This is a genomic window from Fibrivirga algicola, assembly GCF_011742925.1.
Classification (GTDB): Bacteria; Bacteroidota; Bacteroidia; order Cytophagales; family Spirosomataceae; genus Fibrella; species Fibrella algicola.
Genome location: NZ_WAEL01000010.1, coordinates 46,537 through 69,182, shown reverse-complemented (window position 1 = coordinate 69,182; position 22,646 = coordinate 46,537). Strand labels below are relative to the sequence as shown.

At 54.5% G+C, this 22,646-nt stretch carries 17 protein-coding genes; 5 read left to right on the top strand and 12 right to left on the bottom strand.

From position 1 onward, the window contains the following. Nucleotides 1–103 precede the first annotated feature (103 nt). From ruvA to F7231_RS22915, 5 genes are all read right to left on the bottom strand, one after another. Entirely contained in the window at nucleotides 104–691 is a 588-nt protein-coding gene (gene ruvA / locus F7231_RS22935) for a Holliday junction branch migration protein RuvA (RefSeq protein WP_085412557.1), read from the bottom strand. A 34-nt stretch (nucleotides 692–725) separates the two neighbouring features. Next, nucleotides 726–2,345: a lytic transglycosylase domain-containing protein gene (locus F7231_RS22930; RefSeq protein WP_229370266.1), complete on the bottom strand. Its 1,620-nt coding sequence runs from the start codon at nucleotides 2,343–2,345 to the stop codon at nucleotides 726–728. A gap of 116 nt (nucleotides 2,346–2,461) precedes the next feature. Next, the gene (gene gatA, locus F7231_RS22925) at nucleotides 2,462–3,931 is read right to left on the bottom strand and encodes an Asp-tRNA(Asn)/Glu-tRNA(Gln) amidotransferase subunit GatA (protein WP_166693696.1); all 1,470 of its coding nucleotides are present in this window, start codon (nucleotides 3,929–3,931) and stop codon (nucleotides 2,462–2,464) included. Between the two features lie 87 nt (nucleotides 3,932–4,018). Beyond that, nucleotides 4,019–4,219, bottom strand: a complete 201-nt coding sequence (gene tatA, locus F7231_RS22920; protein WP_085412555.1) for a twin-arginine translocase TatA/TatE family subunit — start codon at nucleotides 4,217–4,219, stop codon at nucleotides 4,019–4,021. 99 nt (nucleotides 4,220–4,318) lie between these two features. After that, the gene (locus tag F7231_RS22915) at nucleotides 4,319–4,762 is read right to left on the bottom strand and encodes a YkvA family protein (RefSeq protein WP_198172076.1); all 444 of its coding nucleotides are present in this window, start codon (nucleotides 4,760–4,762) and stop codon (nucleotides 4,319–4,321) included. 388 nt (nucleotides 4,763–5,150) lie between these two features. Here F7231_RS22915 and lepA point away from each other — a divergent pair, with 388 nt between their 5' ends. The 4 genes from lepA to F7231_RS22895 all read left to right on the top strand — a co-directional run bounded on the left by lepA (nucleotide 5,151) and on the right by F7231_RS22895 (nucleotide 10,358). Then, nucleotides 5,151–6,938: a translation elongation factor 4 gene (lepA, locus tag F7231_RS22910; protein WP_085415114.1), complete on the top strand. Its 1,788-nt coding sequence runs from the start codon at nucleotides 5,151–5,153 to the stop codon at nucleotides 6,936–6,938. Nucleotides 6,939–7,066: 128 nt separating this feature from the next. Continuing rightward, nucleotides 7,067–8,074: a glycosyltransferase family 2 protein gene (locus F7231_RS22905; protein WP_085412554.1), complete on the top strand. Its 1,008-nt coding sequence runs from the start codon at nucleotides 7,067–7,069 to the stop codon at nucleotides 8,072–8,074. Between the two features lie 53 nt (nucleotides 8,075–8,127). Further along, nucleotides 8,128–9,231: a glycosyltransferase family 4 protein gene (locus tag F7231_RS22900; RefSeq protein ID WP_166693695.1), complete on the top strand. Its 1,104-nt coding sequence runs from the start codon at nucleotides 8,128–8,130 to the stop codon at nucleotides 9,229–9,231. A gap of 41 nt (nucleotides 9,232–9,272) precedes the next feature. Then, on the top strand, nucleotides 9,273–10,358 hold the full coding sequence (locus F7231_RS22895) for a M20/M25/M40 family metallo-hydrolase (protein ID WP_166693694.1): 1,086 nt from the start codon (nucleotides 9,273–9,275) through the stop codon (nucleotides 10,356–10,358). A 112-nt stretch (nucleotides 10,359–10,470) separates the two neighbouring features. Here the strand turns inward: F7231_RS22895 and F7231_RS22890 are convergent, their stop codons facing one another. The 7 genes from F7231_RS22890 to F7231_RS22860 all read right to left on the bottom strand — a co-directional run bounded on the left by F7231_RS22890 (nucleotide 10,471) and on the right by F7231_RS22860 (nucleotide 20,959). Further along, entirely contained in the window at nucleotides 10,471–12,165 is a 1,695-nt protein-coding gene (locus F7231_RS22890; RefSeq protein WP_166693693.1) for a hypothetical protein, read from the bottom strand. A gap of 186 nt (nucleotides 12,166–12,351) precedes the next feature. Then, nucleotides 12,352–14,613, bottom strand: coding sequence for a hypothetical protein (locus F7231_RS22885; protein WP_166693692.1), 2,262 nt, complete (start codon nucleotides 14,611–14,613; stop codon nucleotides 12,352–12,354). Nucleotides 14,614–14,702: 89 nt separating this feature from the next. Further along, on the bottom strand, nucleotides 14,703–15,899 hold the full coding sequence (locus F7231_RS22880) for a BatA domain-containing protein (RefSeq protein ID WP_166693691.1): 1,197 nt from the start codon (nucleotides 15,897–15,899) through the stop codon (nucleotides 14,703–14,705). 26 nt (nucleotides 15,900–15,925) lie between these two features. Next, on the bottom strand, nucleotides 15,926–16,774 hold the full coding sequence (locus F7231_RS22875) for a DUF58 domain-containing protein (RefSeq protein WP_166693690.1): 849 nt from the start codon (nucleotides 16,772–16,774) through the stop codon (nucleotides 15,926–15,928). A 62-nt stretch (nucleotides 16,775–16,836) separates the two neighbouring features. After that, complete coding sequence (locus tag F7231_RS22870; protein ID WP_166693689.1) at nucleotides 16,837–17,805, bottom strand: AAA family ATPase; 969 nt, start codon at nucleotides 17,803–17,805, stop codon at nucleotides 16,837–16,839. 173 nt (nucleotides 17,806–17,978) lie between these two features. Continuing rightward, a complete protein-coding gene (locus F7231_RS22865) occupies nucleotides 17,979–18,599 on the bottom strand; it encodes a DUF4159 domain-containing protein (RefSeq protein ID WP_085415113.1) in 621 nt (206 codons plus the stop codon). 65 nt (nucleotides 18,600–18,664) lie between these two features. Next, nucleotides 18,665–20,959: a fused MFS/spermidine synthase gene (locus F7231_RS22860; RefSeq protein ID WP_166693688.1), complete on the bottom strand. Its 2,295-nt coding sequence runs from the start codon at nucleotides 20,957–20,959 to the stop codon at nucleotides 18,665–18,667. 870 nt (nucleotides 20,960–21,829) lie between these two features. Here F7231_RS22860 and F7231_RS22855 point away from each other — a divergent pair. Then, nucleotides 21,830–22,519 carry a YetF domain-containing protein gene (locus F7231_RS22855; RefSeq protein WP_166693687.1) on the top strand — a complete coding sequence of 230 codons (690 nt, stop codon included), beginning with the start codon at nucleotides 21,830–21,832 and terminating at the stop codon, nucleotides 22,517–22,519. The last annotated feature ends 127 nt before the right edge of the window (nucleotides 22,520–22,646 follow it).

Below are 22,646 nucleotides of genomic sequence, written 5' to 3'. Positions count from 1 at the left end.
TACGTACGGACAAATATCAGCTATCCATAAGCAGCATACCCCCACTACGATCCGAAGAAGGGGTATGAACGGCTTATCAACAACGGCTACTTATTCATCGGTATTACCGGAGGGCCCTGCGAATAATATCCTCTACAGACAAGCTGCTGTCTGTATTCAGGATATCGTCGACGCTTTTTTCGGCCGAAGGGCGCGGGAAACCAAGGGCCACCAGGGCAGCTAACGCCTCTTCGCGAACGGGATTCCCCGCCTGCTGACGGTACGTGGGCGTATCGGGAAGGAGCCCCGATTTTTTCATCTTGTCTTTCAATTCCAGAATGATACGCTGCGCCGTTTTGGCGCCAATGCCTTTGATGGCCTGCACCGCCCGCACATTTTCGCTCATAATGGCCAGTCGCAAATCCTGCGGGGATAAGGACGAGAGCATACCCAGCGCCGTATTTGGTCCAACACCCGACACCGCAATCAACTCGCGGAAAAGGGATTTCTCGTCGGCTGAAGCAAAGCCAAACAGTGTCTGGTTGTCTTCCCGGAAGTGGTGGTGTATGAATAACTTCACCGGCGCCCCGCCACCCGGCAGCGTCGAATAGGTTTGCAGGGATATAAATACTTCGTACCCGAGTCCCTGTATGTCGATAATCGCATACGAGGCTTCTTTGTACGCTAAGGTGCCATCTAAGTAGGCGATCATAAGTCAGTCTAAAAAAGTGCTAAGTCTATTGGCTTTACCCTACCACTAGCTTCTGTCCGGGATGGACGCTGTTGCCTTTGATACGGTTCATTTTTTTCAGCTTGTCGATCGAGATGCCACCGTACCGCTGAGCGATGTTCCAAAGTGTATCACCGGGCTGCACCCGATGGTACTTCGCTTTTACCCGCTCACGCGAGGCATGCACCTCCGCTTTTTTCGCGCTTTTCCGGTCCGATGCTTCCGTTCCCTGCTGGGCCATCCGCTCCGAGTGCGTCTCGCCTGACTCGCGCAGGATGGTCAGTTTCTGCCCCTGCTTCAAGGTTGACGATCGCATTTTGTTCCACTGCTTTACGTCGTAGGTCTCTACGTTATATTTCTCGGCAATGCCCGACAGTGTTTCGCCCCGCCGAACGGTATGCGTCAGTTTACGGGGTTTACGCATCACTACAGCCTCCAGATCATCCGCTTCGGGCCGGTCGTTTTCGGTGACGATGGCAGCTGGTACGGGTACGTTGTCGGCAATACGGCTGGCGACATGCCAATCGGTATAATCGGGGGCCGAGTCGCGCAGGCTGGGTACGTTCTCATTATGCGCCAGCAGCACGTTCTCCATCATAATCGGCATTTTTGAGGCCGAATCCATGATAATTTTACGGTACGTCTGCACGTAGCTATGTCGCTCGCTCGGAATACGGAGCATGTGGTTACGTGTATATTCCGGCAGTTGATCAGCGGTGATCGACGGATTCAGCTTCTGCAGATCGGTGAAGGAAACACCGCTCAGGCTCGCGAACGTTTTCAGGTTCAGGTACGAGTTGATCTGAATCGTATCGAAAGCGATCGGGTAATCGGGACGCTCGGCCACGATACCGTGGTCATTGCCGTAGTTCATCATGTAGGTCATGGCAATGAACTGCGGCACATACGAGCGTGTCTCTTTCGGCAACCCGTCGTAACATGTCCAGAAGGTGGTTCCCCCCGTGCGCCGCATGGCCCGCCGCACTGCGCCGGGGCCACAGTTATACGCTGCCAAGGCTAATTCCCAATCGCCAAAGGTGCGGTGCAAATCTTTCAGATACCGGCAGGCGGCTTCCGTAGCTTTGTTGGGGTCCATCCGATCATCGACATAATCATCGATGTTCAGATTGAAATCTTTTCCGGTGTAGGGCATAAACTGCCAGAGGCCCCCTGCCCCTACCCGCGACATAGCCCGTGGGTTTAGCGCCGACTCCACAATGGAGAGGTACTTCAGCTCATCGGGCATGTTGTGCTTGGCCAGCATCTTTTCGTACAGCGGAAAATAGAACGGCATGCGCTCCATAACTGTCCGTGTGTAGCTGGGCTTGCGGTAGGCAAAGTAGTCGATGAAGTTATGAACGACCTTGTTGTACGGCAGCGGAATCTGGCGTTGCAGCCGGGGCAGTCGCTCGCGCAGGACGGCTTCGGGCACACTCGGCAGATTCAGGACTGTCTCGACAAGCAGGGACGTATCAACAACCATCGTGTCGGCTACGGCCAGATTCATTGTCTGGTTAGCTGCCGCGGGGTACGTTACCGTTGGCGTGGGCTTCGCTACCTGAGCCTGAACAGACGATAGCGAAAAAACCAGAATCAGGCTTGTTCCACCGGCAATCAGAAGGTTAACTAGTCTCATAGCATGTTCGTTACGTTTTGGGGTGGTTTAATGTTTGTCGTTTGGGGTCGAGGTTGCGTTGCTAAATCACGAACTGGTTGGCAAGCAGGGCCACGACAAACATCAAACCAAAATCATCAAACCAATTTTAAATAAGCTTCTGCCATCGTTACCAACGCCTGCTCCTGAAAAGGAGGCGCCATAAGCTGTAATCCGATTGGCAGCGCGGGGCCGTTCCCGTTAGGATCAACTCCGTTTGGAATCGAGATGGCGGGGTAACCCGTTACATTAGCCTGAACGGTAAAAATGTCGGCCAAGTACATCTCCAGCGGATCTGTTTCGGTCTTTCCGTCGCTTTTTTCCCCTAAGATAAAGGCCGGAGTCGGTGTTGTTGGCATCATCAGGAAATCGTACTGGGCAAAAACCCGCTCGGTTTCGTCGCGTACCAACCTGCGTACCTGCTGTGCTTTGGTGTAATAAGCGTCATAGTAGCTGGCGCTCAAGGCGAACGTACCCAGCAAAATACGCTTGCGCACTTCGGGCCCAAAGCCTTCTGTCCGGCTTTTCTTGTACATCGAAATCAGGTCGGTGACACCCTCGGTAGCCCGGTGTCCATACCGCACCCCGTCGAACCGCGACAGGTTAGATGATGCCTCGGCGGTAGTCAGGACATAATAAGTAGGTAGCAGGTATTTGAGCAGCGACAACGAGACAGGCTCTACCACGTGGCCTGCCGCCCGTAGCCGGTCAATGGCCCGCTGGGTCGCCTCGCGAATGGCCGGCGCAACGCCTTCGCTCTCTACCCCGTCGACCAGATACGCAATGCGGGCGGGCGTTGCCGGATCACGTTCATAGGGTGAAGCATAAGGAGCAACGGGCTGCGACGATACCGTGCTATCAAATGCATCGGGACCAGCCATCACCTCCAGCAGCAGCGCCGCATCGGTTGGGGTATTAGCAATGGGGCCAATGCAATCGAACGAGGATGCATAGGCCACCAGACCCCAGCGACTCACCCGGCCATAGGTTGGCTTGAGGCCCACCACGCCGCAAAACGCGGCGGGTTGCCGAACCGAACCGCCCGTATCGGAGCCAATACTGGCGAGGCATAAACCCGCCTGCACCGCCACGGCCGACCCGCCACTACTGCCACCCGGCACCCGCTCTGGGTCGGCGGCGTTACGCACCGGGCCAAACGCTGAATTTTCGTTTGACGAACCCATTGCAAATTCATCACAATTCTGTCGACCGATGATAATCGCATCTTCGGCGAGTAAACGGTCAACAGCCGTTGCCGTAAACTGCGCTTCGAATCCGTCGAGAATGCGGCTGCCTGCGTGCAGACCATGCCCGGTGTAGCTTAGCACATCTTTGATACCGATTACCATCCCGTGCAGCCGACCTACCGATGCCGCTGGATCAGCCCGGCGGGCATCCAGTTCATCGGCGCGCTGGCGGGCTTCTTCGGGATAGACTTCAGTAAATGCGTTGAGATGCTGATTGGCGTCAATACGGGTTAGGTATTGCTCGATCAGTTGGCGACAGGTAACGGCACCACTGGCAAGATCGGACTGTACGGAGGCAAACGAACGGTAGGGATGAATCATAGTCGGCACAGGGGGCACTAAACAAAAAAACAGACAACCCAACGCCTTGCGGGCATCGGGTTGTCTGTGTATACAGAGGGAAATCCCTTATTTAATGTCTTTCAGACCATCTTCGATGTTCTCACGAACATCTTTGGTGGCGTCTTTGAACTCACGGATACCTTTACCAAGGCCACGGGCCAGCTCAGGCAGTTTTTTGGCGCCAAAGAATAGGAGCAGGGCTAAGAAAATGAGCAGCATCTCCTGACCGCCCAGACCCATAATCGCAAAAATGGATGCTGTAATCATAATATGTCGTGTTTAGAACGTATGCAAAAGTAACGAAAGCCTCGTCAAGAAGCCATTAAATTAAAGCTAAAAAAGACACTGACCGGGTGGGTTATACCCTTACTTCAGGTCAATAACTTTGCCGGTAGTCCGCTCCCGCTGCCGCTCCCACTCCTTGAAATTCTCCAGATCGGTGTTCAGCGAATTAAAGACCCATACCATCAGCGCAATATCATCGGCGAAACCTAATACGGGCAACACGTCAGGAATAAAATCAATTGGCGATACAAAGTAGATCAGCGCAGCCAGCGTTGAAATCAGCGTTTTGGTAGGCACCTGACGGTACTCACCCGCCACATAGGCTTTCACCAGGCGGCTCAATAGACCGATTTTCTCGCGAAAACCAAGTCCTTCTTCTCCTTTCACTGACTCACTTTTGCCCAGTGCCTCTTTGATCAGCGTTAACATGCTCAGGCCATTACGGGCATATCTGCCTGCGCGAGCCGTTGACCGACGAAAGAAAATAGACGAAAGAATCTGGGCAATCAAACTACGCTTTGCCATCGACAACTAGTTGGTTTTGGTTAGTGCGTCTGCGATACCTACGCAGATCATGGGTATAACAGATTTATTCTAAAAAAAGTCTATTTCGTTCCAGCCAGCGGTACAGCCGGTTCAGGTACGTTCCCGGCGGTCGTTCGCCTCCATGTGTTGCATTTAGAGCTGCCACCACCCAACAGGAGCCATCCGGTTCAGTTCTGAATCCCTCATGGCCCACATCCGTGTTTGTGTCTCCTGAACATACGCTTCACCGCTTTTCAGAGCCAATGGCAAATCAACTTAACTCTCCCGGCAAAGTCGCGCTTACCTGTTGACAGGCAACAACCTGCTACCAGAGTTTTTTACGTACTTTTGTGGTTTAATCGAAAGACACAACCCCCGTTTTTTCAACGTGAAACATATTCGCAATTTCTGCATTATCGCCCACATCGACCACGGCAAAAGTACCCTCGCCGACCGCCTGCTGGAGTTTACCAAGACTGTCGGTGCCCGAGATATGCAGGCACAATTGCTCGACAACATGGACCTGGAACGGGAACGTGGCATCACCATCAAGAGCCACGCCATCCAGATGGACTATTACCATAATGGCGAGTTATACACCCTGAACCTGATTGATACCCCCGGCCACGTTGACTTCAGCTACGAAGTATCCCGGTCTATTGCCGCCTGTGAAGGCGCGCTGCTACTGGTCGATGCCTCGCAGGGAACTGAAGCCCAGACGATCTCGAACCTGTACCTGGCCCTGAACAACGACCTGGTCATTATTCCGGTGCTCAACAAGATCGACCTGCCCGGGGCGCGTCCTGAAGAGATTAAAGATGAAATGGTGGACCTGCTCGCCTGTGAGCGCGACGACATCATCCCGGCTTCCGGCAAAGAAGGCATTGGTGTTCCCGAAATTTTGGCCGCCATCGTTGAGCGGATTCCGCCCCCGAAAGGCAATCCCGACGCCCCCCTGCAAGCCCTGATCTTCGACTCGCACTTCAACTCCTACCGGGGTATCGAAGTAATTTTCCGGGTAAAAGACGGCCGTATCCGTAAAGGGCAGAAAGTGAAGTTCATGAACACCGGCAAAGAATACTTTGCTGATGAGATTGGCACGCTCCGCCTCACGCAGGAGCCCAAAGATGCCATTGAGTGCGGCGATGTAGGGTACCTGATTTCGGGTATCAAAGTAGCTAAGGAAGTAAAGGTAGGTGATACCATCACCAGCTTCGACGAACCAGCGGAAGTAGCCATCCAGGGTTTCTCGGAGGTAAAACCAATGGTATTTGCGGGTATTTACCCCGTTGAAACCAGTGAGTTTGAAGACCTGCGTGAGGCCATGGAGAAGCTCCAGCTCAACGACGCCGCGCTGGTGTGGGAACCCGAAACATCGGCGGCCCTGGGCTTTGGTTTCCGCTGCGGCTTCCTGGGTATGCTGCACATGGAGATCGTGCAGGAACGCCTCGAGCGCGAGTTCGACATGACCGTGATCACCACGGTACCATCGGTGCGGTTTGAGGTGATGAACACCAAGGAAGAGATGTTCCAGGTGTCGGCACCGGCCGAAATGCCCGAGCCCAACCAGATCAAATACATCGAAGAACCTTTCATCAAGGCGCAGATCATTACCAAAGCTGAGTACGTTGGTGGTATCATGAGCCTGTGTATGGACAAGCGGAGTATTCTGAAAAACCAGGTATACCTCACCGCCGACCGGGTGGAGCTTCAGTTCGAGATGCCTTTGGCCGAGGTTGTGTTCGACTTCTTCGATAAGCTCAAGACTATTTCGCGTGGCTACGCTTCCCTCGACTATGAATTCATGGACAACCGGGAGTCTGACATGGTGAAGCTCGACGTAATGCTCAACGGCGATAAAGTCGATGCGTTGTCGGCCATTGTGCACCGGTCGAAATCATACGAGTGGGGCCGGAAGCTGTGCGAAAAACTGCGCGAGCTGATTCCCCGTCAGCAGTTCGAAATTGCCATTCAGGCGGCAATCGGGCAGAAAATTATTGCTCGCGAAACACTGAGCGCCCTGCGTAAAGACGTATTGGCCAAGTGTTACGGTGGTGATATCTCCCGGAAACGCAAACTGCTCGACAAGCAGAAGAAGGGTAAGAAACGGATGCGCCAGGTGGGTAACGTCGAAATCCCTCAGGAAGCCTTCATGGCGGTTCTCAAGATCAACTAAGCCATCCATCAGCGTACCAACGAAGCCCCGTTCACACCAGTTGAGCGGGGCTTCGTTGCTAGTAAGCTACTACCCGGCTTGACGCTTCCGGCAGATGACGTTACTTTTGCCCTCTCCATTTGCGACCAATGCCCGAACTCACGCCTGATCTGTCTATCCTGATTGTCAATTACAAAACCCCTCAGTTGATTGTCGATTGCCTGCACTCTGTGTTCCACCACACAACAGGTATCACCTTCGAGGTTGTAATTGTCGACAACCAATCGGGCGACGACAGTGAAGCGCGGGTACGTTCCGCCTTTCCAGTGGACACGCATCCTCAGGTACGTTGGTTCGATATGGGCTACAACGCCGGATTTGGCCGAGCCAACAACTACGCCATGAGACAGGCGTGGGGCCGAAATTACCTGCTGCTCAACTCCGACACACTCCTGCGCGACAACCTCATTGGGCGCTGCTCCCGTCTGCTCGACGAGCAACCCGATGTGGCGGCGGTTGGAGCCATGCAGATCAACCGGGAGGGGCAGGTGCATACGCAGATGTACACCCGATTCGGCGAAATCCGGCGGCCGTTTTACATCCTGCCCACGCACCCGACGGTCCAAAACTGGCTATACCGTCAACTTCCCGATACCGTTTACGCCGACCCGAATCAGGTAGACTGGATCATTGGGGCGTTTCTGATGACCCGTCGCTCGACCGTCGACAAGGCGGGCATGCTCGACGAGAATTTCTTTATGTACGGCGAAGATGTAGAATGGAGCTGGCGGCTTGGACAACAGGGTCGTATGCTGGTCTTGCGCGATGGTTTTTTCGTGCACCTCGAATACGGCAGCGACCCCACCTACCAGGCCCGTGAGGTAACGTACATCAACCGTTTCAAAACCCAGATGCAGGTATCTAACCTGCTCTGGATTCGTAAGCAATATGGTGTTGGGGCCTATCTGCTGCTCATGCTGCACTACTGGACCCTGGTACCCATCATTTATATATGGAAACTAAGTGTGAATTTGCGGCAGGGTAAACCGCTGCTGAGCGAATTGGATAATCAACGGGCATTTGCCCAACAAGTCGGTATCTTTAGCCGTTTCTTTTGGAAGACCCTCTTCAACCAAACTCATTTCTTTAAAGTCTAACGCACCGGATAGCTCCCTACCCGCGTGCGTCCGCCAACTGCCTGCCCGATTCAATGAAACTACTGTTTATTACACCGGTGGCTAACCGTTCAGGGTCTGTCACGACGCTGCTCAACTACATGCATTATGCACCGAAGAGCGATAGTCGCCGGTACGCCATGTTTAGCCGCCGGGCAGGTCAGCTCGATCTGGCGGAGTTCAACTGTCCACTCTATTTCAGTCCGCAGTCAGACCGGTTTAGCTACCGGCTTTACGAAACGGCCGTTCACAAACTAATGGGGAGTATCCCCCATTTAAAGTCGCTCGAAGACGCCCACAAAGCAGAAAAGGCAGATCTGTGGTATATCAATACCATTGCCATGCCCGAATATGCGCAACTGGCGATCAGGCTGGGGCAACCGTATGTACTGCACGTACATGAGCTGGTGCAGGAATACGACGAACGTGGCTACGACGAGTTCAAGCAGATGCTCGATAACGCCAAACTGCTCTTTACCGCCTCGCAAACGGTGGTCGACAACCTCGAAAACATGGGCTACAAAAACGTAGTACTCATGCACGGGCTGATCAACGTAGAGCAGATCAAACCCACCCGCGACCGCGCCGAGGTACGTAAGGAATTAGGATTCCGCGACGATGAGTTTGTCTGGTTGATGTCGGGGGCCTGGTCGAACCGGAAGGGATTCGATATGATTCCGGATATTCTGCGCGAACTGCCCGCCGGCACGCCTTTTATCTGGATGGGACCCGCCCGCAAAACCGGCATGACCTATTATGTGGAGCAATACATCAAGACCTACAACCTGAATGTCCGGTTCCTGACCGAGCAATCGACGCAGTATTTCAGCTATTTCAACGCCTGCGATGGCTTCTGCCTGACCTCGCGTGAAGACTCATACCCCATCGTGATGCGCGAAGCATCGGTGTTGGGAAAGCCTATCGTTGGCTTTAATTCGGGGGGTATCAAGGAGTTTGTGAAACCCGGTATGGGCGAGATGGTCGAAGGCTTTTACCCAAAAGCCCTGGCCGAAGCCATGCTGCGCGTGCAGACCGGCCAAACCATGATCGACAAGAACAAACTGCAAACAGCCATTACTACCCAAACCCAGCAGGCCGAAGCCAAACGCTGGATTGAAACCCTGGAAAGCATACTTTAATATAGTTTGAGGTTTGATGTTACCCCCCAACCCCCACTCCTATGACTGAAAACAGCAAAACGTTTCTTTACACGTACCTGAACAATGCCTCGCCAACGGGCTTTGAATCATCGGGGCAGCAACTCTGGCTCGACTACCTGAAGCCGTATATCGACGAATACATTGTTGATACCTATGGCACGGCCGTTGGCGTCATTCACGGTGCCGACGATTCACCGAACAAAGACTACAAAGTGGTGATTGAAGCCCACTCCGACGAGATTTCGTGGTTTGTGAACTTCATCTCCGACGATGGCTATCTGTATGTGCGCCGCAATGGCGGGTCCGATGCCGTTATTGCCCCCTCTATGCGGGTTAATCTGCACACCAAACAGGGCGTTGTGCAGGGCGTATTCGGTTGGCCCGCCATTCACGTGCGCGACCTGGCGAAAGACACTGCTCCCAAGGTAACCGACCTGTTTATCGACGTGGGCGCGCACACCAAAGATGAAGTCCTGGAGATGGGCATTCACGTTGGCACGGTCTGCACCTTCGTAGATGGTCTAACGGAGATGAACGGCCGGTATTTCGTGGGTCGGGCGCTCGACAACCGCATGGGTGGCTTCATGATTGCCGAAGTAGCCCGTCAGTTAAAAGAAAACGGGATTCGCCTGCCCTATACGCTCTACATCGTGAATGCGGTGCAGGAAGAAATTGGTCTGCGGGGCGCTGAGATGATTGCCCGCCGCCTGAAACCAGATCTGGCTATTTGCACCGACGTGACGCACGATACGCAGTCGCCGAAGTACGATAAAAAAGAGCAGGGTGACCTAAAATGCGGCAGTGGCCCGGTGTTGTGCTATGGCCCCGCCGTACAGAACAACCTGCTCGATTTCATGATCGACGTGGCCAATAGCCAGGAGATTGCGTTCCAGCGTCAGGCCGTTAGCCGGTCGACAGGCACCGATACCGATGCCTTTGCCTATGCCGCCGAAGGCGTTGCCTCTGCCCTGATTTCGCTACCGCTGAAATACATGCACACCACGGTTGAAACGGTGCATCAGGAAGACGTGCAGTCTGTGATCCGCCTCATGTATGAGGTACTACTCAAGCTGAAAGGTGACGAAGACTTCAGGTATATAAAATAGGTTTGAGGTTTGTCGTTTGATCGGTCCGCCGGTGCGGGTGCGCTGCTACAGCTCAGGTACGTTCAATAGCAGCGCAACCGCACCGGCGGACCGACCAAACGACAAACTCCCTTCACCCCAGCTTCGGTTCGATCCAGAGCGCACTTAGGAGCAGGCCGATAACGAGCAGCCATCCCCAGTCAGGGATGGCTTTTTCGATGGTACGCGCCGCTGTCGAGTCCGTCTGACCGGGTGCAGCACCGTAGCGGCGATGGACTCGTACCCAACTGGCTACCTGCTCGCGCTGGGCCACGGCACCCACGCCATGGTTGCTAAGGCTATCGGCAGTCCCCTCAGGTACGTTGCCGTAGGCATATAGGGAGAGCGTGTCCTGCACCGGCAACCAACCCGCCCTGGCGAACCGGCCGGTAGCCTCATACGAGCGGGCATTTATCGGCGCAGGCTGCAGCTGCAACGTATCGGCACCAACCTTCAACCGCGTAGGTACAATGCTGGCATTATTGACCGCAATATGGGCAGGGCGGTGTACCAGTACAGGTGCGTCGACCTGCACGTTGTTTTTCCCGGCAGGACGAAGTGGCGCTAGCATTGATAGCCAGAGCCGGGTATACCCGGTCGTATCACCGCTCAGCCGCAGCGGAAAAGTTTCGGCCAACAGACTGATTGCTACACGTCCACCAACTGGCTGTACGGCCACTGGGAAACCAGCCACCAGAGACGTCCCCATGGCAGGTTGAAACCGGAACGGTAGGGCAGTCAGGTCGGGGCTGATGCGGATAGTGTCTTTGCCGGGAATCCGACGGACCTGCAAACTGGTGCGCAACGCCCGGTTAATGCCAGGTACGTCTACATCGGGCCGGGTCAGGTTTAGGATCAGAACGCTTTTCCCGGCTGCCAACGACTTACTGACCAGCGGATTTGTAACGTTGGCCGGGTCGGTAACAACCAGGTCAGGCAACGTACCGGCTGTTGCTTTGTTAATGGTTAGTTCACTGCCAATGCCCTTTGATAGCCGGTTGGTTAACTCAACGGCGTTTCCCTGCTGACCCAGCCAGTCGGCCAGGGCGCGGGTTTCAAAATCGGGCGCGTCGAGCACAAAACGGACGCGTAGCTTTTCGGCGGGGCGGGCCACAAAGCGAACCGTATCAAGCACTGTTTTGTCGAGCCAGAGAGTTAGCTGGGTACGTCCGCGCGAGAAAGCCACATACGCCAGTTTAAACGCCTGATCGTCGCCGGTAAGCCGTGTACTATCAACCGTTTTCTGGCCAAACTTTAGCCGAAGCATCCCGCCTTCTTCCGTATTTAGTTTACCCGTTACGGTTTGCTGCTCGCCCTGCCGAACAACCCCTTTCCAGCGTAATTGCTGAAGCTGACCGGGTGCATTGTATGGCAACCAGGTTACCAACTGCCGCGACAGTTTCGCCAACACATCGCCCGGGAAGTCCTGCCCCAACAGCCAGACCGTATCGACGGGCACGGTTGTTTTCATCGCCCGAAAAGCGGCAGCGGAGAAGGTTGTTTTGATACCCAGGTCAGCGGCCGTCGAGCGCACATAGTCGGCAGGTACGTTATCGGCGGCCAGCAGGATTGATCCCGACGGCAGCGTCTGTTGCCAGCGTGGCTGAAGCCACAAACCCAGCACGGCCAGCCACAGCAGGCCGTGTAAGCCCAGCCGAACCGCTTTGCGACTAGGGCTCAGTCCTCGCTGTCGGCGCTGTAACCAGATGGGCAATACCAGCAGTGCCAACACTAGAAAAGCCAGTAACCAGGTTTCGGGTAACGTCCAGTCGAGGGGAGAAATGGTCATCGGAAGGGGAGAAATGCGACTTAATGGGTAGTTGATATAACGTCGGCTTCGCTAGTCGTGCCCTTCGACCAGGCCGGTTCGCCGCCGCGATCCCCGACAGGTTCAGGGTGACAGAATAACCAAGTCTCTCATGAACGTACCTGGGTTTCCTGTCTACGTACCACGGACTTGAGTCCGTGGTACGGTTCATTTCATGCCGCGCCAGAAAGCATCTTCCAGGCGTTTTTCGGCTACCGACGTTGGGCGGCTACCGGCAGTTGAGGCAGGAACAAACAGCGCCAGTTTAGTCTGTAGTTGTGCAATGGCTGCTGGCGATAACCGTTGCCCCGAAGCAAGCCGCTGCAAATCGGTCAGGACCGACCAGTTGGGCATACCACTCCGCATCAACGGTCCACTCAGTGCCGCACTCAACTGACTAACCTGTTGCCGCTGACCAGGCGTTAGCTTCGGCAAATCGATCAGGCCCAGTACCTCGGCAACGAGCGTGGCCACGGGTACGTTGGCATATTGGCGCGCCATCTGATGCTTTTCGGGAGCGTCGCCTAGCTCACCGGTCAGGCGGGTTTCTTTCTCTTTCAGCGGTGGCGGATCATAGCCACTCTTTTTGGCATAGGCACGAGCTTTCTGCTGGGCTATTTTCAGGTATTCGAGGGCTTTCACCTCAAATGGACGTGCTTTTTCGGGTTCATACAGCCGCAACTGCAGCTCTGACTGCCACATCTGTTCCAGGGCCATTTTCAGCAAACTGCGCGTCGATTGTTCGTAGAACGTGTTCACTTCGCCATTGTCGTGGTTGTGCACATATTGCTCCATCATAGCTGCCAGGGGGTCTTTATCGCCATTTTGTGCGCTGTGGTCGTCGTGATCGTGGCCCACTTCGGCTTTGGCAGCGGCCTGTTGTTCGGCTTTTTCAGCCAGTTTAAACGCGAATGATTTGGGGGCGGCTTCACCGCTTTTTTCCTGCTCAGTGTCGTGCTTGTGCATATACCCATCGAGCAGGTTAGCGTCGTTGTCGGCCAGGGGTGTATGACCACCAATCTGGTTTTCAAACTCCTCACCCATGTACTGCCCGTAGCGCAGGCGAAGCACTTTCTGATCGAAGCCAATCTCGTTCGACTCCGCGTTGAACGCTTTGGCCGCTAGCTTTTTCCGCTTGGCAATCAGCTTGTCCGTATCGATAATGATCTGCCGCTGACTACGAAAATACTCGGGCATGATGTTTACGGCCATTGTGGCCAGTTCGGCTTCTTCGTTTCTAGCCGTGTCTTTAAACACCACAAAATATGTATCCGATTTGGTCAGTTGGGGTTCAGGTTGGCGGTTATCGATGGCTGCCCAGTAGTAATACAGTTCGTCACCGGGAGCAAAACCGAGTTTGGCCAGATCGAGCGTGTGGCTGGCCTGCGCCATTTTGAATGGCCCATTGCTCACGGGGAAACGGCTTTCGCGAAACTTTACGTTCTCGCCCGACCCGCGTGCCAGGGTAGCCACAATGAAGGCCTGCTGCACCCGAAAATCGTCGGAGATCTGGGCCGTCACCCGTACCTGCATCGGCTCGCCCATCTTGTGAAACCGGTACAGCTCCTTCGCCGTGGGTTTAATCACCGGCGGAATATCGGCCCGGGCATCAAGGCGGTAGAAGTCGGACTGGTAAATCAGGGAGTCTTTGTTGGCTGGCGTTTTCCAGTAGGCCCGAAGCGCATACAGCCCCGAATTCAGCAGCCGATCCTGATACCGAAAACCAGTCTGTTGGCGGGAGAACGGCAACTCATCGCCCCGGCTATTCACCAGCCGCACCGCCACCCGGCTTGTTTCGCTCAGAGTCACCTGCCAGCTTAGGGACGAGCCGACGTAGGCCGTCACGTTCAAATCGCCGCTGGTGCGGGTAGGTAATCCGGTGTAAGCTGGGGGTGATACCGTCAGTTCGGCCGACCGGAACGCAGGCGGTACGATGGGTGTAGCTCGTTTTTCAGAGGAACTGGTCGGCAACTGTACTACCTCATCGGCGGCTTTGGCTGATTGGTTCGGCCAAAAGTGGATCACGCCGAAAACAGCAGAAGAAGCCAGGAACAGGAACAGATACGGCCGAAGGTTTTGAAACGCGACAAGCGGCTGGGGCGTCTGTGCGGCTTGCTCAGCAAGGCGTTCGAGTTGCAGTTGTTCAGCCAGATTTGGGTGCTCTTTGGTCAGCAGCGGCAGGCTATATTCGGTCTGGCCCAGCGTTTTGTGCAGCAGTCCGATGGCTGCTTCCCGCTTGGGTTCAAACGCACCGAGCCACCAGGCAGCACCAACGGTGGTCAGCACCCACGTACCCAGCACAAAGCCGATACCAACCGGCAGCAACGCAACCAATAGTCCAGCAGATAGGCCAATCAGTACACTTTTCAGCACGCCGTTGGTATAGAGCTGCGTAGTAACAGAACGAATAAGTTGATGAAGTGACTGCATAACCAGGTAGCACCTAACCGGGCAGTCGCTTCTGCTCCAGCTTTGGTAGTATGTGTTTTTTTACTCCTGAAGCTTCGGCTTCAGGCTACTTACGCCTGCCGCTGACTGGCCAGGTAGCGTTCGGCCAGCAACAATCCTAAAAATAACAGCAATAACCCGGTCTGTAACCAGTTTACGGGATGGGTGGCGGTATTCACCGTCTCGGCGGACTGGTCAGCCACGAACAACGACGCCAGTTGTGCACGTGGTAGCGGAGCCACCTCTGCCGACATACCCAGGTGATTCAGCAATTGGCCAGCCAGCCACTCGGGCAACTGCCCGCTCGTAACCAGTTCGTTTGTTTGCGGCATTAGCGGCTCGGGTACGTAGGTAACGTTTGCTCGATCTGCGTTCCCTACCTGCCCGGTGAGCGTATACAACGTACCTGGCAACGGGTCAGCTACCGCCTGGTCGGTCAACACCCAGGCGTAAGTTATCCCCTGAACAGGCTGATTGTCGATCGTGAACGGCAGGCCATACACCGTTGTAAGTGCAGTAAGCGCTGCCTGAATAGTACGTCGTTCATCGGCCTGCCTGACCTGCAACAGCACCCGCAACGGAGCCGTAGCTGCCACCCTGTCGGGGGATACGGCCCCGGCGACCACCGCCAGCCGCTTATCCGAGCCGAGGGTTAGCTGCTTGCCAGAGGGCAGTGCAATAGCCCGTAGCGACGAGTTCGTAGCCGGGGCATCGGCCGCATGTAGCACAAAACCGGTGGGTACGTGTAAGCGGGGCGCATCGGTCCAGGCCGTGCTGTTGGTCAGGTACGTGTGCAGTTGTACCTCGGGTTCAGCCAGTTCATGGATAGCCGTTTGCCACTGTAGTAGGTTAGGTAAGGCGCCCGTCGGCAAGTCGGTCAGTGACGTAACAGGTGTAAGCGGCGTAGTGGCCCAAACCAGCCGTTCCTGCCTGGCCAGGGCCTGTTCCAGCTCAAACCGGTACGCACGAATCACCGCCGTGCTCGGCTCGACTAGGTGTATTTTCCGACCGGCGGGAGCTTTGTCTGGTGTATTCAGCGAAGGGCGGGCCAGCAGCAGCGTGAGCGCGATGAGCAGCAAACACCGTAATAGAAGCAGCAGCCAGTTGTCGAACCGGAATCCTCGTTTAGGCGGCTGGTTAGGCGTTTCGAGCCAGCGCAACATGGCCCAGGGCATTGGTTTCGCCTGTTGCTGATGCCAGAAATGCAGGGCAATCGGCACGGCAACAGCAAGCAAACCCCAGAGAAGCGATGGATGTTGGAAAAGCATAATGTGTTAAACAGCGTTTTACCCGGTTAGCTCAATAATTCCCTCAATACCAACGCGGGGGGGTCGGTCAGTAAGGCACGTACCCGACTCAGATAGGGCAAGTGCAGCTGTTCATTCAGCGTTTGAAAATAGGCCGTTGCCGCCGCCCGAACCTGCGCCTGCACCGCTTCAGACTGCACCTCAACAGTCTGGCCCGTTTCCAGATCCTGAAACTGGTAAAAGCCACTCAGATTGAAGTCGACCTCCTGCTGCCCCAGCACCTGAATCAGCAATACCTCGCGGCGCGGTGTCGCTGCCGTTCGAAGTAGGGTGAGCCATTCGTCATTGAGTTGCAGCAGGTCCGATACCAGCACCAGTAGTTCAGTTTGGTTGCGTCGCTGCCCCGGTAATTCAGGTACGGTATCTGCCCAGCCACCAGCGGCTTTTGCGCCTGCCAACGTACCCAGCACTTTCTGAAATGCCTGTTTACCCGGCGGCACGAGTGCGTCGATGGTTCCATGCTGCAAGCCGTAGAGGCTCAACTGGTCGCCCTGCCGATTGGCAATGTACGCCAGCGAGGCCAGCAAGACTTTGGCGTATTCCAGCCGACTCACCCCACCTTCGGTGTAGTTCATCGACCCCGACAGGTCGAGCAGTAGCCGTACCTGGTGGCTGCTTTCGGTTTCCGACTCGCGCACCAGGTGTTTATCTGTTTGGGCGAACCGTTTCCAGTCAATCCGTTTTGGATCATCGCCGGCCCGGTAGTCGCGGTACTGCGCAAACTCCACCCCCACCCCCGACCGGCGGCTCTGGTGCAGCCCCAGCGTCATTTCGTCGCTGACGAGTTTTCCCACCAACGGAAGATTGTTGAGTTTAACGAGTTCTAAAGCGGTCATTTTCTAAGAGTAATGAACAAACGCAGACGACAACCTACCCAGGCGAGTGCATGAGTAGCGTACTATCCCTTCACAATCGCTTCAATAACCTTGTCGCTGGTGATCCCTTCCGAATCGGCCCGGAAATTCAGGGCGATGCGGTGACGAAGCACGGGAAAAGCCAGCGTGGCAATGTCTTCGGGAATAACCGAGAAACGACCATTCAGCACAGCGCGGGCTTTGGCGCACAGGATCAGGGCCTGACCCGCACGCGGACCGGCACCCCAGTCGCACCACTGCTTTACAAACGACACCGGGCTGTCGGCGGGGCGGCTGCTGCGCACCACCTTGTTTACATAGGCCAGCAGTTCGTCGGAGATAAATACCTGACGGGTCAATGTTTGCAGTTCCGTTACGTCAGCATCAGTCAGGATAGTCGACAGCGTGGGGCGATCGGTGCCGGTGGTAGCGCGGAGTACGGCCAGCTCTTCCTGCTCTGAGGGGTAACCGAGGCGGATATACAGCAGAAACCGGTCGAGTTGTGCTTCGGGAAGTGGGTATGTACCTGCCTGCTCAATCGGGTTTTGCGTGGCAATGATCATAAACGGCTTCGGCAGCGGGTAGTCGGTACCGGCGTAGGTGACCTTGTATTCCTGCATGGCCTCGAGCAGCGCCGCCTGCGTTTTGGGCGGTGTCCGGTTAATCTCGTCGGCCAGCACCATGTTGGCGAAAATGGGTCCCTTGTTGAACTGGAAAAACTTCTTGCCGGTGTTGTGGTCTTCTTCCAGTACTTCAGTACCCACAATGTCGCCGGGCATAAGGTCGGGCGTAAACTGAACTCGTTTGAACGACATGCTCAGCGTTTTAGCCAGCGTACTCACCAGCAGCGTTTTAGCCAGACCCGGAACACCTTCCAGCAGGCAGTGTCCGCCAGCCAACAGCGTGATCAACACTTCGTCGATGGCTTCTTCTTGACCAATGATAACTTTACCAATTTCCGCTTTCAGCAGGGGTAGCTTGGCAACCAGTGATTTGTAGTGTTCTGTATTCATGGGTTGTAGTCTGACGAAGAAAATAAGGCGCTATAGCACGGAGTTACGCCGGTCCGGCGTGCCGGGAGATTTATAGAGGTACACGGAGCTTATTTCACGCTTATGAATAGATTTCTGTGTACCTGTGTGGATCTCCCGGCAGCTCTGTGTCACAATTCTTTTTCCCCCTGAACTCATATGCCGGTAAGTGCGTGAACCACAATATTGACTCCGAACTTGGTGTTGTCTTCGGCCAGGAACCGCTTGTTGCGGAAATCATAGTCCCACTCGCAGCCATAGTCTTTATTACTGTACAGCACCCCAATGCGCCCGTTGACCATGATGGCCTTCAGGTAGTCGTGCACCAGATCGTCGCCCCAGCCGTTGAGCTCAAACGACGTGGTGGGCGGGCCATCGGGAAACCAGAAAAACGCTTTATACAGGGGGTGATTATTCGGAATCTTTTGCAACGCCTTGGGCCCAAACGTGCGGGCCATTTCCTGCTCAAACGACTTGGCAAATAACCCGTCAATGTCATGGTTACAGTCGTCGACGAACACAAAGCCGCCATTCTGTACGTAGCGCTTGAAATGGTCGCGCTCGGCTGCCGAAAACTCAACCAGTTTGTGGCCGCTGAGGTAGCAGAACGGACTTCGGAACAAATCGTTGCTGTTGAGTTGCACAACGCGCTCTTTCTCCTCAACCGGAATGGTTGTGTACTCAATGAGCGAGTGCAGTATGTTGGCGGGCATCCGCTGGTCAGTGTCCCAGTCGCCGGAGGTATATTGGATGCGCGTGAAGATGAAGGGTTTCACTGAGCCAATATACACAAAAATGAGCCAAAACCGCGTTTAAAGCCTTAATTAGCGATAAAATACAGTTAATCAAAGGCTAGTTTATCCCGTCCGCGGAGGCTGTATTCGTCTTTCGGGAATAGATCGGTGTTGATCTCTTTAGGCATCTCCGTCAGGCGGGGAAGTAACTTCAGGGTGGGTTTGTACTTCGCCAGCAGAGCCTCAACGGCAATACCCGACCGCCCGTAATGGTGTTGGCTGAAGGCACTGGCAGCCCGCTGATCGATCTGCGGCCAGTTGAGGCTAATTGGCTGATTACTACCAATCAGCATGAGCTTATCGCAGTAGGCTACGTACGGAAAAACCAGACGAAATGTGTTAAGCACCCGAACGGTAGGGCACCAGGTAACAGCCAGTCCCTGCGGCGCCAGCCGCGATCGTAACAGCTCGAAATATTCTTTCGAATAGATATTTCCTGAAAAAGCGGACGAGGGACGCAGGGCATCGGCCTCGATTACATCGTACTGAACCGCTTGGTTGCGAATGGCGTACCGGCCATCCCGGAAAATCAGGTGCAGACGCGGATCGCCGAGGACCGACCAAACGGCCGTGTCGCCTGCCCGGGTAGCATATTTCGCCAACACCAGTGCTTGATTACTGGCAATCTCGAAGCAGTCGATTCGTTTGGTTTCGGCACGACCGGCAATGCCATTAACTGTTCCGGCCGATCCCAGACCAATGACGGCTACCCGCCGGGGGTTGGGGTGAATCAGTACCGGCAACGCCCCCAGCAACGTATGCACTTCATCGTGCAGGTAGGGCATGCCACTTTGCCCCAGCCCATTGACGAACACAATACCGCTTTTTTGGTCGGGTGCCAGCTTAATCACAGAAACCGCCGACTCATTTTCGTGGTACAGAAACTGACCGGCCGACGATACCCCATTGATCACCTGCCAGAACCGATCATTACCCGGTATCAGCATCAGCACGCCGACTAATGCGCCCGCTGCCAGCACAGTGGGCATCATGGCCCAGTAGCGACGCACAAGCAACAGTAACAAGTACAGCAGGCTAAACAACGCAATGATTTTGAGCAGCACAGCCGTACCCAGGCTCGGAAAACCAACCCAGGTGGTAGCCCAGGCCCCAACCGCCGACCCGATAATATTGATGAACTGCAACCAGCCTACCCGACGACCTACCTCACTGTAGGTTGTTTGAACAAGCGATTGCGACAGGGAAAAGCTGAGACCCATTAGAAACGTAGGAACAAACAGCAGAAACAATGGAACAGCCCCGTAGATGTATACGCTGATCTGCCAGCCGATGGTAGGCTCGTAACTACCAAAATAGTCCCACAGAAACCGAAGGGCCGGCAGTCGGTCAATGACGTTGATAAACACGGCCATCGACACCGCCGTGTAGGCGTAGAGGGTCACCTGCGCCAGCAGAAACGCCCGCTCGCGCCAGGCAGCGGTACGTTGGGCTGCCGACCGGCATAGATACGTACCTGCAGCCGTACCTATGGCCATTGACCCCAGGTAAATGGCCAGCAGCACAGCAAACGTGAGCGACACTGATTTGATCAGCGTTTCCAGAATGCGAAACCAGATCAGTTCGAGCGAAAGGGCCGCAAAACCAGACAGGGCATAGTGCACTGACCAGGCGGTCAGTGCCGGTGTAAACGTAAACGGAGTAGCAACCTGTTCGGAGCGCTTTTCGCTGGCGACTTCACTTGGTTGCCGCCCGGACAGCAGCAGCGCCGACACCACGCATAGCCCATTACAGGCCGCCCCTACCCAAAGCGACTGGTCGTAGCCCAGTTGCCGAACAAAAACAAAACCGGTGACCAGCGCCCCGAATGCCGCCCCCAGTGTATTCACAAAGTACAGTAAGCTAATGTAGCGGGCCTGCTGCCCCACATTGCCAAACCGAAACGCCCGCGACAACACCGGCAACGACACGCCCATTAGAAACGTGGGCAGAATAAGTACGCCAACAACCACTGTGTAGAGCAGTACAGGTACGTTACCCAGCGAAGGTGCCGACGCGTAGAGCAGATCGTAGAGTATAAACTTACTGCAGAGCGCAAAGAGCAGGATACCCACTTCGGCCCCAATAAAGTAGCGAAGATTCTGCCGGGCCGTCGACCGGTCGGCCAGACGGCCACCCACCAGATACCCCACCCCCAGGCCCGTCATAAAGGCAGTGACAATCAGGCTGACGCTGACCGTGTCTGAACCCGTGTAGAAAACCAGTAACCGCTGCCAGATAATCTGATATAGCAGCGCGGCAAAGCCCGAGACAAAGAACAGAAACAGAAGACCAGGTACAGAGATTGACTGTCGTTCCTGAGTGACGGGTAGCGGTGTGATCATATATAGAGAAATTGGCCGGGCAAACTAACACCCGGCCGATTCTGAACAACCAGCTAGTCCTTACTTTTTTTACGCTTTCTGACCCGATGAGTATACAGCGACTCCATTGACGTAAACGAGATATTCAGTTTTAATGAGTTGAAAACCAACGCTCATCACTTACTATAGGGCAAGGCTGTCTTGGTAGCTACATACAACGCGTAGGAAACACAGGAGCGCACGTTGGCGTGCAGATCCAGCACTCTACAGGGGTTAGTTCAGGCTTTTAAAACTCCCACTCTGTGGCGTTGTCATCGTCGCTTTCAGGAAGAATTTAGTCTGACGAAGCGACTCTCAAGCCGATGGGTCGACTCCGCTGAGCCTTTCAGAAGGTACACTTTCTCACTGATATCGGTGGTTTAGCCAGTTCACCTCCTGTCAAACTACTGGTAAGGGTGGCCTGTATAATTTTAGAAATAACGGCGCCCCTGTGCGCTACTTTGCTGAGTTTCTTTCGGCCATCAAAGTGTGATTTCGACCACAACGATGAAGTTAAATTCGTTCTATGACGGCATTAGTACCAACAACCTGCGGAACTACATCATACCAATTAGCCATATGAACTAAAATTTTCCGAAAAATTATCGGACTATGTGTATACCCTGAAACCTTTTGGCTGCTTTACTGGTTTTACCCATAACTATCGCATAAAGCCTGTCTGCCCGCCGCCGACAGGCTTTTTTTATTTGTCTATTCATCAGCCAGCATACTGCCGTCTACGGACAACTTTGCCTGGTGTGAACTCACAGTGCCCTGGTCAGCTCGTAGAATAAGTTACAACAGGCTGGATCACGATTGAACTAGTTATCATTGAGTTCACTACATGATTTAATGAAAGAACCTGTTTCGCCGTTCGACTGGCAGCGCATTTGGCTGCACGATTACCCGATAACGTACCTGGGCGAAGTGGCCTTTCGCAGCTTTTTCATGTTCGTTATTATCCTGACGGCCCTGACTGTCTCCGGGAAACGCGAGGTTCGACAGCTGTCCGTCTACGAATTAGTCTTGCTGATCGGCCTTGGTTCAGCGGCCGGTGACCCCATGTTTTATGATGATGTACCGCTGGCCGCGGTAATTGTCGTTTTCATTGTGATTATGGTCTGTTATAAGTTCATTACTCGGCTTAGTGATCGCAATGAAACCATACGCCATAAGATTGAGGGGGTTCCCGTTTATGTGATCGAAGACGGTTGTATCCTCACGAAGAACTTTAACGACGAAGACCTGGGCAAAGATGAACTCTTCGTCGATCTACGACAGGCAGGTATTGAACAGCTTGGTGAAGTGCGCGTGGCGATTCTGGAGCCCAACGGCCAGTTGAGCATCTACAAACAACCCGACAACCAGATAAAACCGGGCCTTCCTATTTTGCCTAAGGCACTGGAAGCTCAAACCACTCACATTGTTACATCAGGCACATATGCCTGTGCACAGTGTGGCCACACGCAGTCCATGCAGCCCGATCAGGATACTACCTGCCCTGGCTGTATACACCATGCATGGGTCAAGGCGCAGGGCTGATGAAAGTTTTCCGAAAAATTATTCGACAATTTTCAAACAGTGCAACTTTTTGCCCTTTACCATCGTTTTACCCATAACTATCACAGAAAGCCTGTCTGCCTCCGCCGACAGGCTTTTTTGCGTTGTT

What these genes read in the sequence shown, in the direction of transcription:
- F7231_RS22895 (WP_166693694.1), top strand. Translation starts at nt 9,273, where the DNA reads ATGACTGAAAACAGCAAAACGTTTCTTTACACGTACCTGAACAATGCC.
- F7231_RS22880 (WP_166693691.1), bottom strand. Translation starts at nt 15,899, where the DNA reads ATGCTTTTCCAACATCCATCGCTTCTCTGGGGTTTGCTTGCTGTTGCC.
- F7231_RS22855 (WP_166693687.1), top strand. Translation starts at nt 21,830, where the DNA reads ATGAAAGAACCTGTTTCGCCGTTCGACTGGCAGCGCATTTGGCTGCAC.
- F7231_RS22890 (WP_166693693.1), bottom strand. Translation starts at nt 12,165, where the DNA reads ATGACCATTTCTCCCCTCGACTGGACGTTACCCGAAACCTGGTTACTG.
- F7231_RS22930 (WP_229370266.1), bottom strand. Translation starts at nt 2,345, where the DNA reads ATGAGACTAGTTAACCTTCTGATTGCCGGTGGAACAAGCCTGATTCTG.
- F7231_RS22905 (WP_085412554.1), top strand. Translation starts at nt 7,067, where the DNA reads ATGCCCGAACTCACGCCTGATCTGTCTATCCTGATTGTCAATTACAAA.
- tatA (WP_085412555.1), bottom strand. Translation starts at nt 4,219, where the DNA reads ATGATTACAGCATCCATTTTTGCGATTATGGGTCTGGGCGGTCAGGAG.
- F7231_RS22870 (WP_166693689.1), bottom strand. Translation starts at nt 17,805, where the DNA reads ATGAATACAGAACACTACAAATCACTGGTTGCCAAGCTACCCCTGCTG.
- F7231_RS22860 (WP_166693688.1), bottom strand. Translation starts at nt 20,959, where the DNA reads ATGATCACACCGCTACCCGTCACTCAGGAACGACAGTCAATCTCTGTA.
- ruvA (WP_085412557.1), bottom strand. Translation starts at nt 691, where the DNA reads ATGATCGCCTACTTAGATGGCACCTTAGCGTACAAAGAAGCCTCGTAT.
- F7231_RS22885 (WP_166693692.1), bottom strand. Translation starts at nt 14,613, where the DNA reads ATGCAGTCACTTCATCAACTTATTCGTTCTGTTACTACGCAGCTCTAT.
- F7231_RS22900 (WP_166693695.1), top strand. Translation starts at nt 8,128, where the DNA reads ATGAAACTACTGTTTATTACACCGGTGGCTAACCGTTCAGGGTCTGTC.
- F7231_RS22875 (WP_166693690.1), bottom strand. Translation starts at nt 16,774, where the DNA reads ATGACCGCTTTAGAACTCGTTAAACTCAACAATCTTCCGTTGGTGGGA.
- gatA (WP_166693696.1), bottom strand. Translation starts at nt 3,931, where the DNA reads ATGATTCATCCCTACCGTTCGTTTGCCTCCGTACAGTCCGATCTTGCC.
- F7231_RS22915 (WP_198172076.1), bottom strand. Translation starts at nt 4,762, where the DNA reads ATGGCAAAGCGTAGTTTGATTGCCCAGATTCTTTCGTCTATTTTCTTT.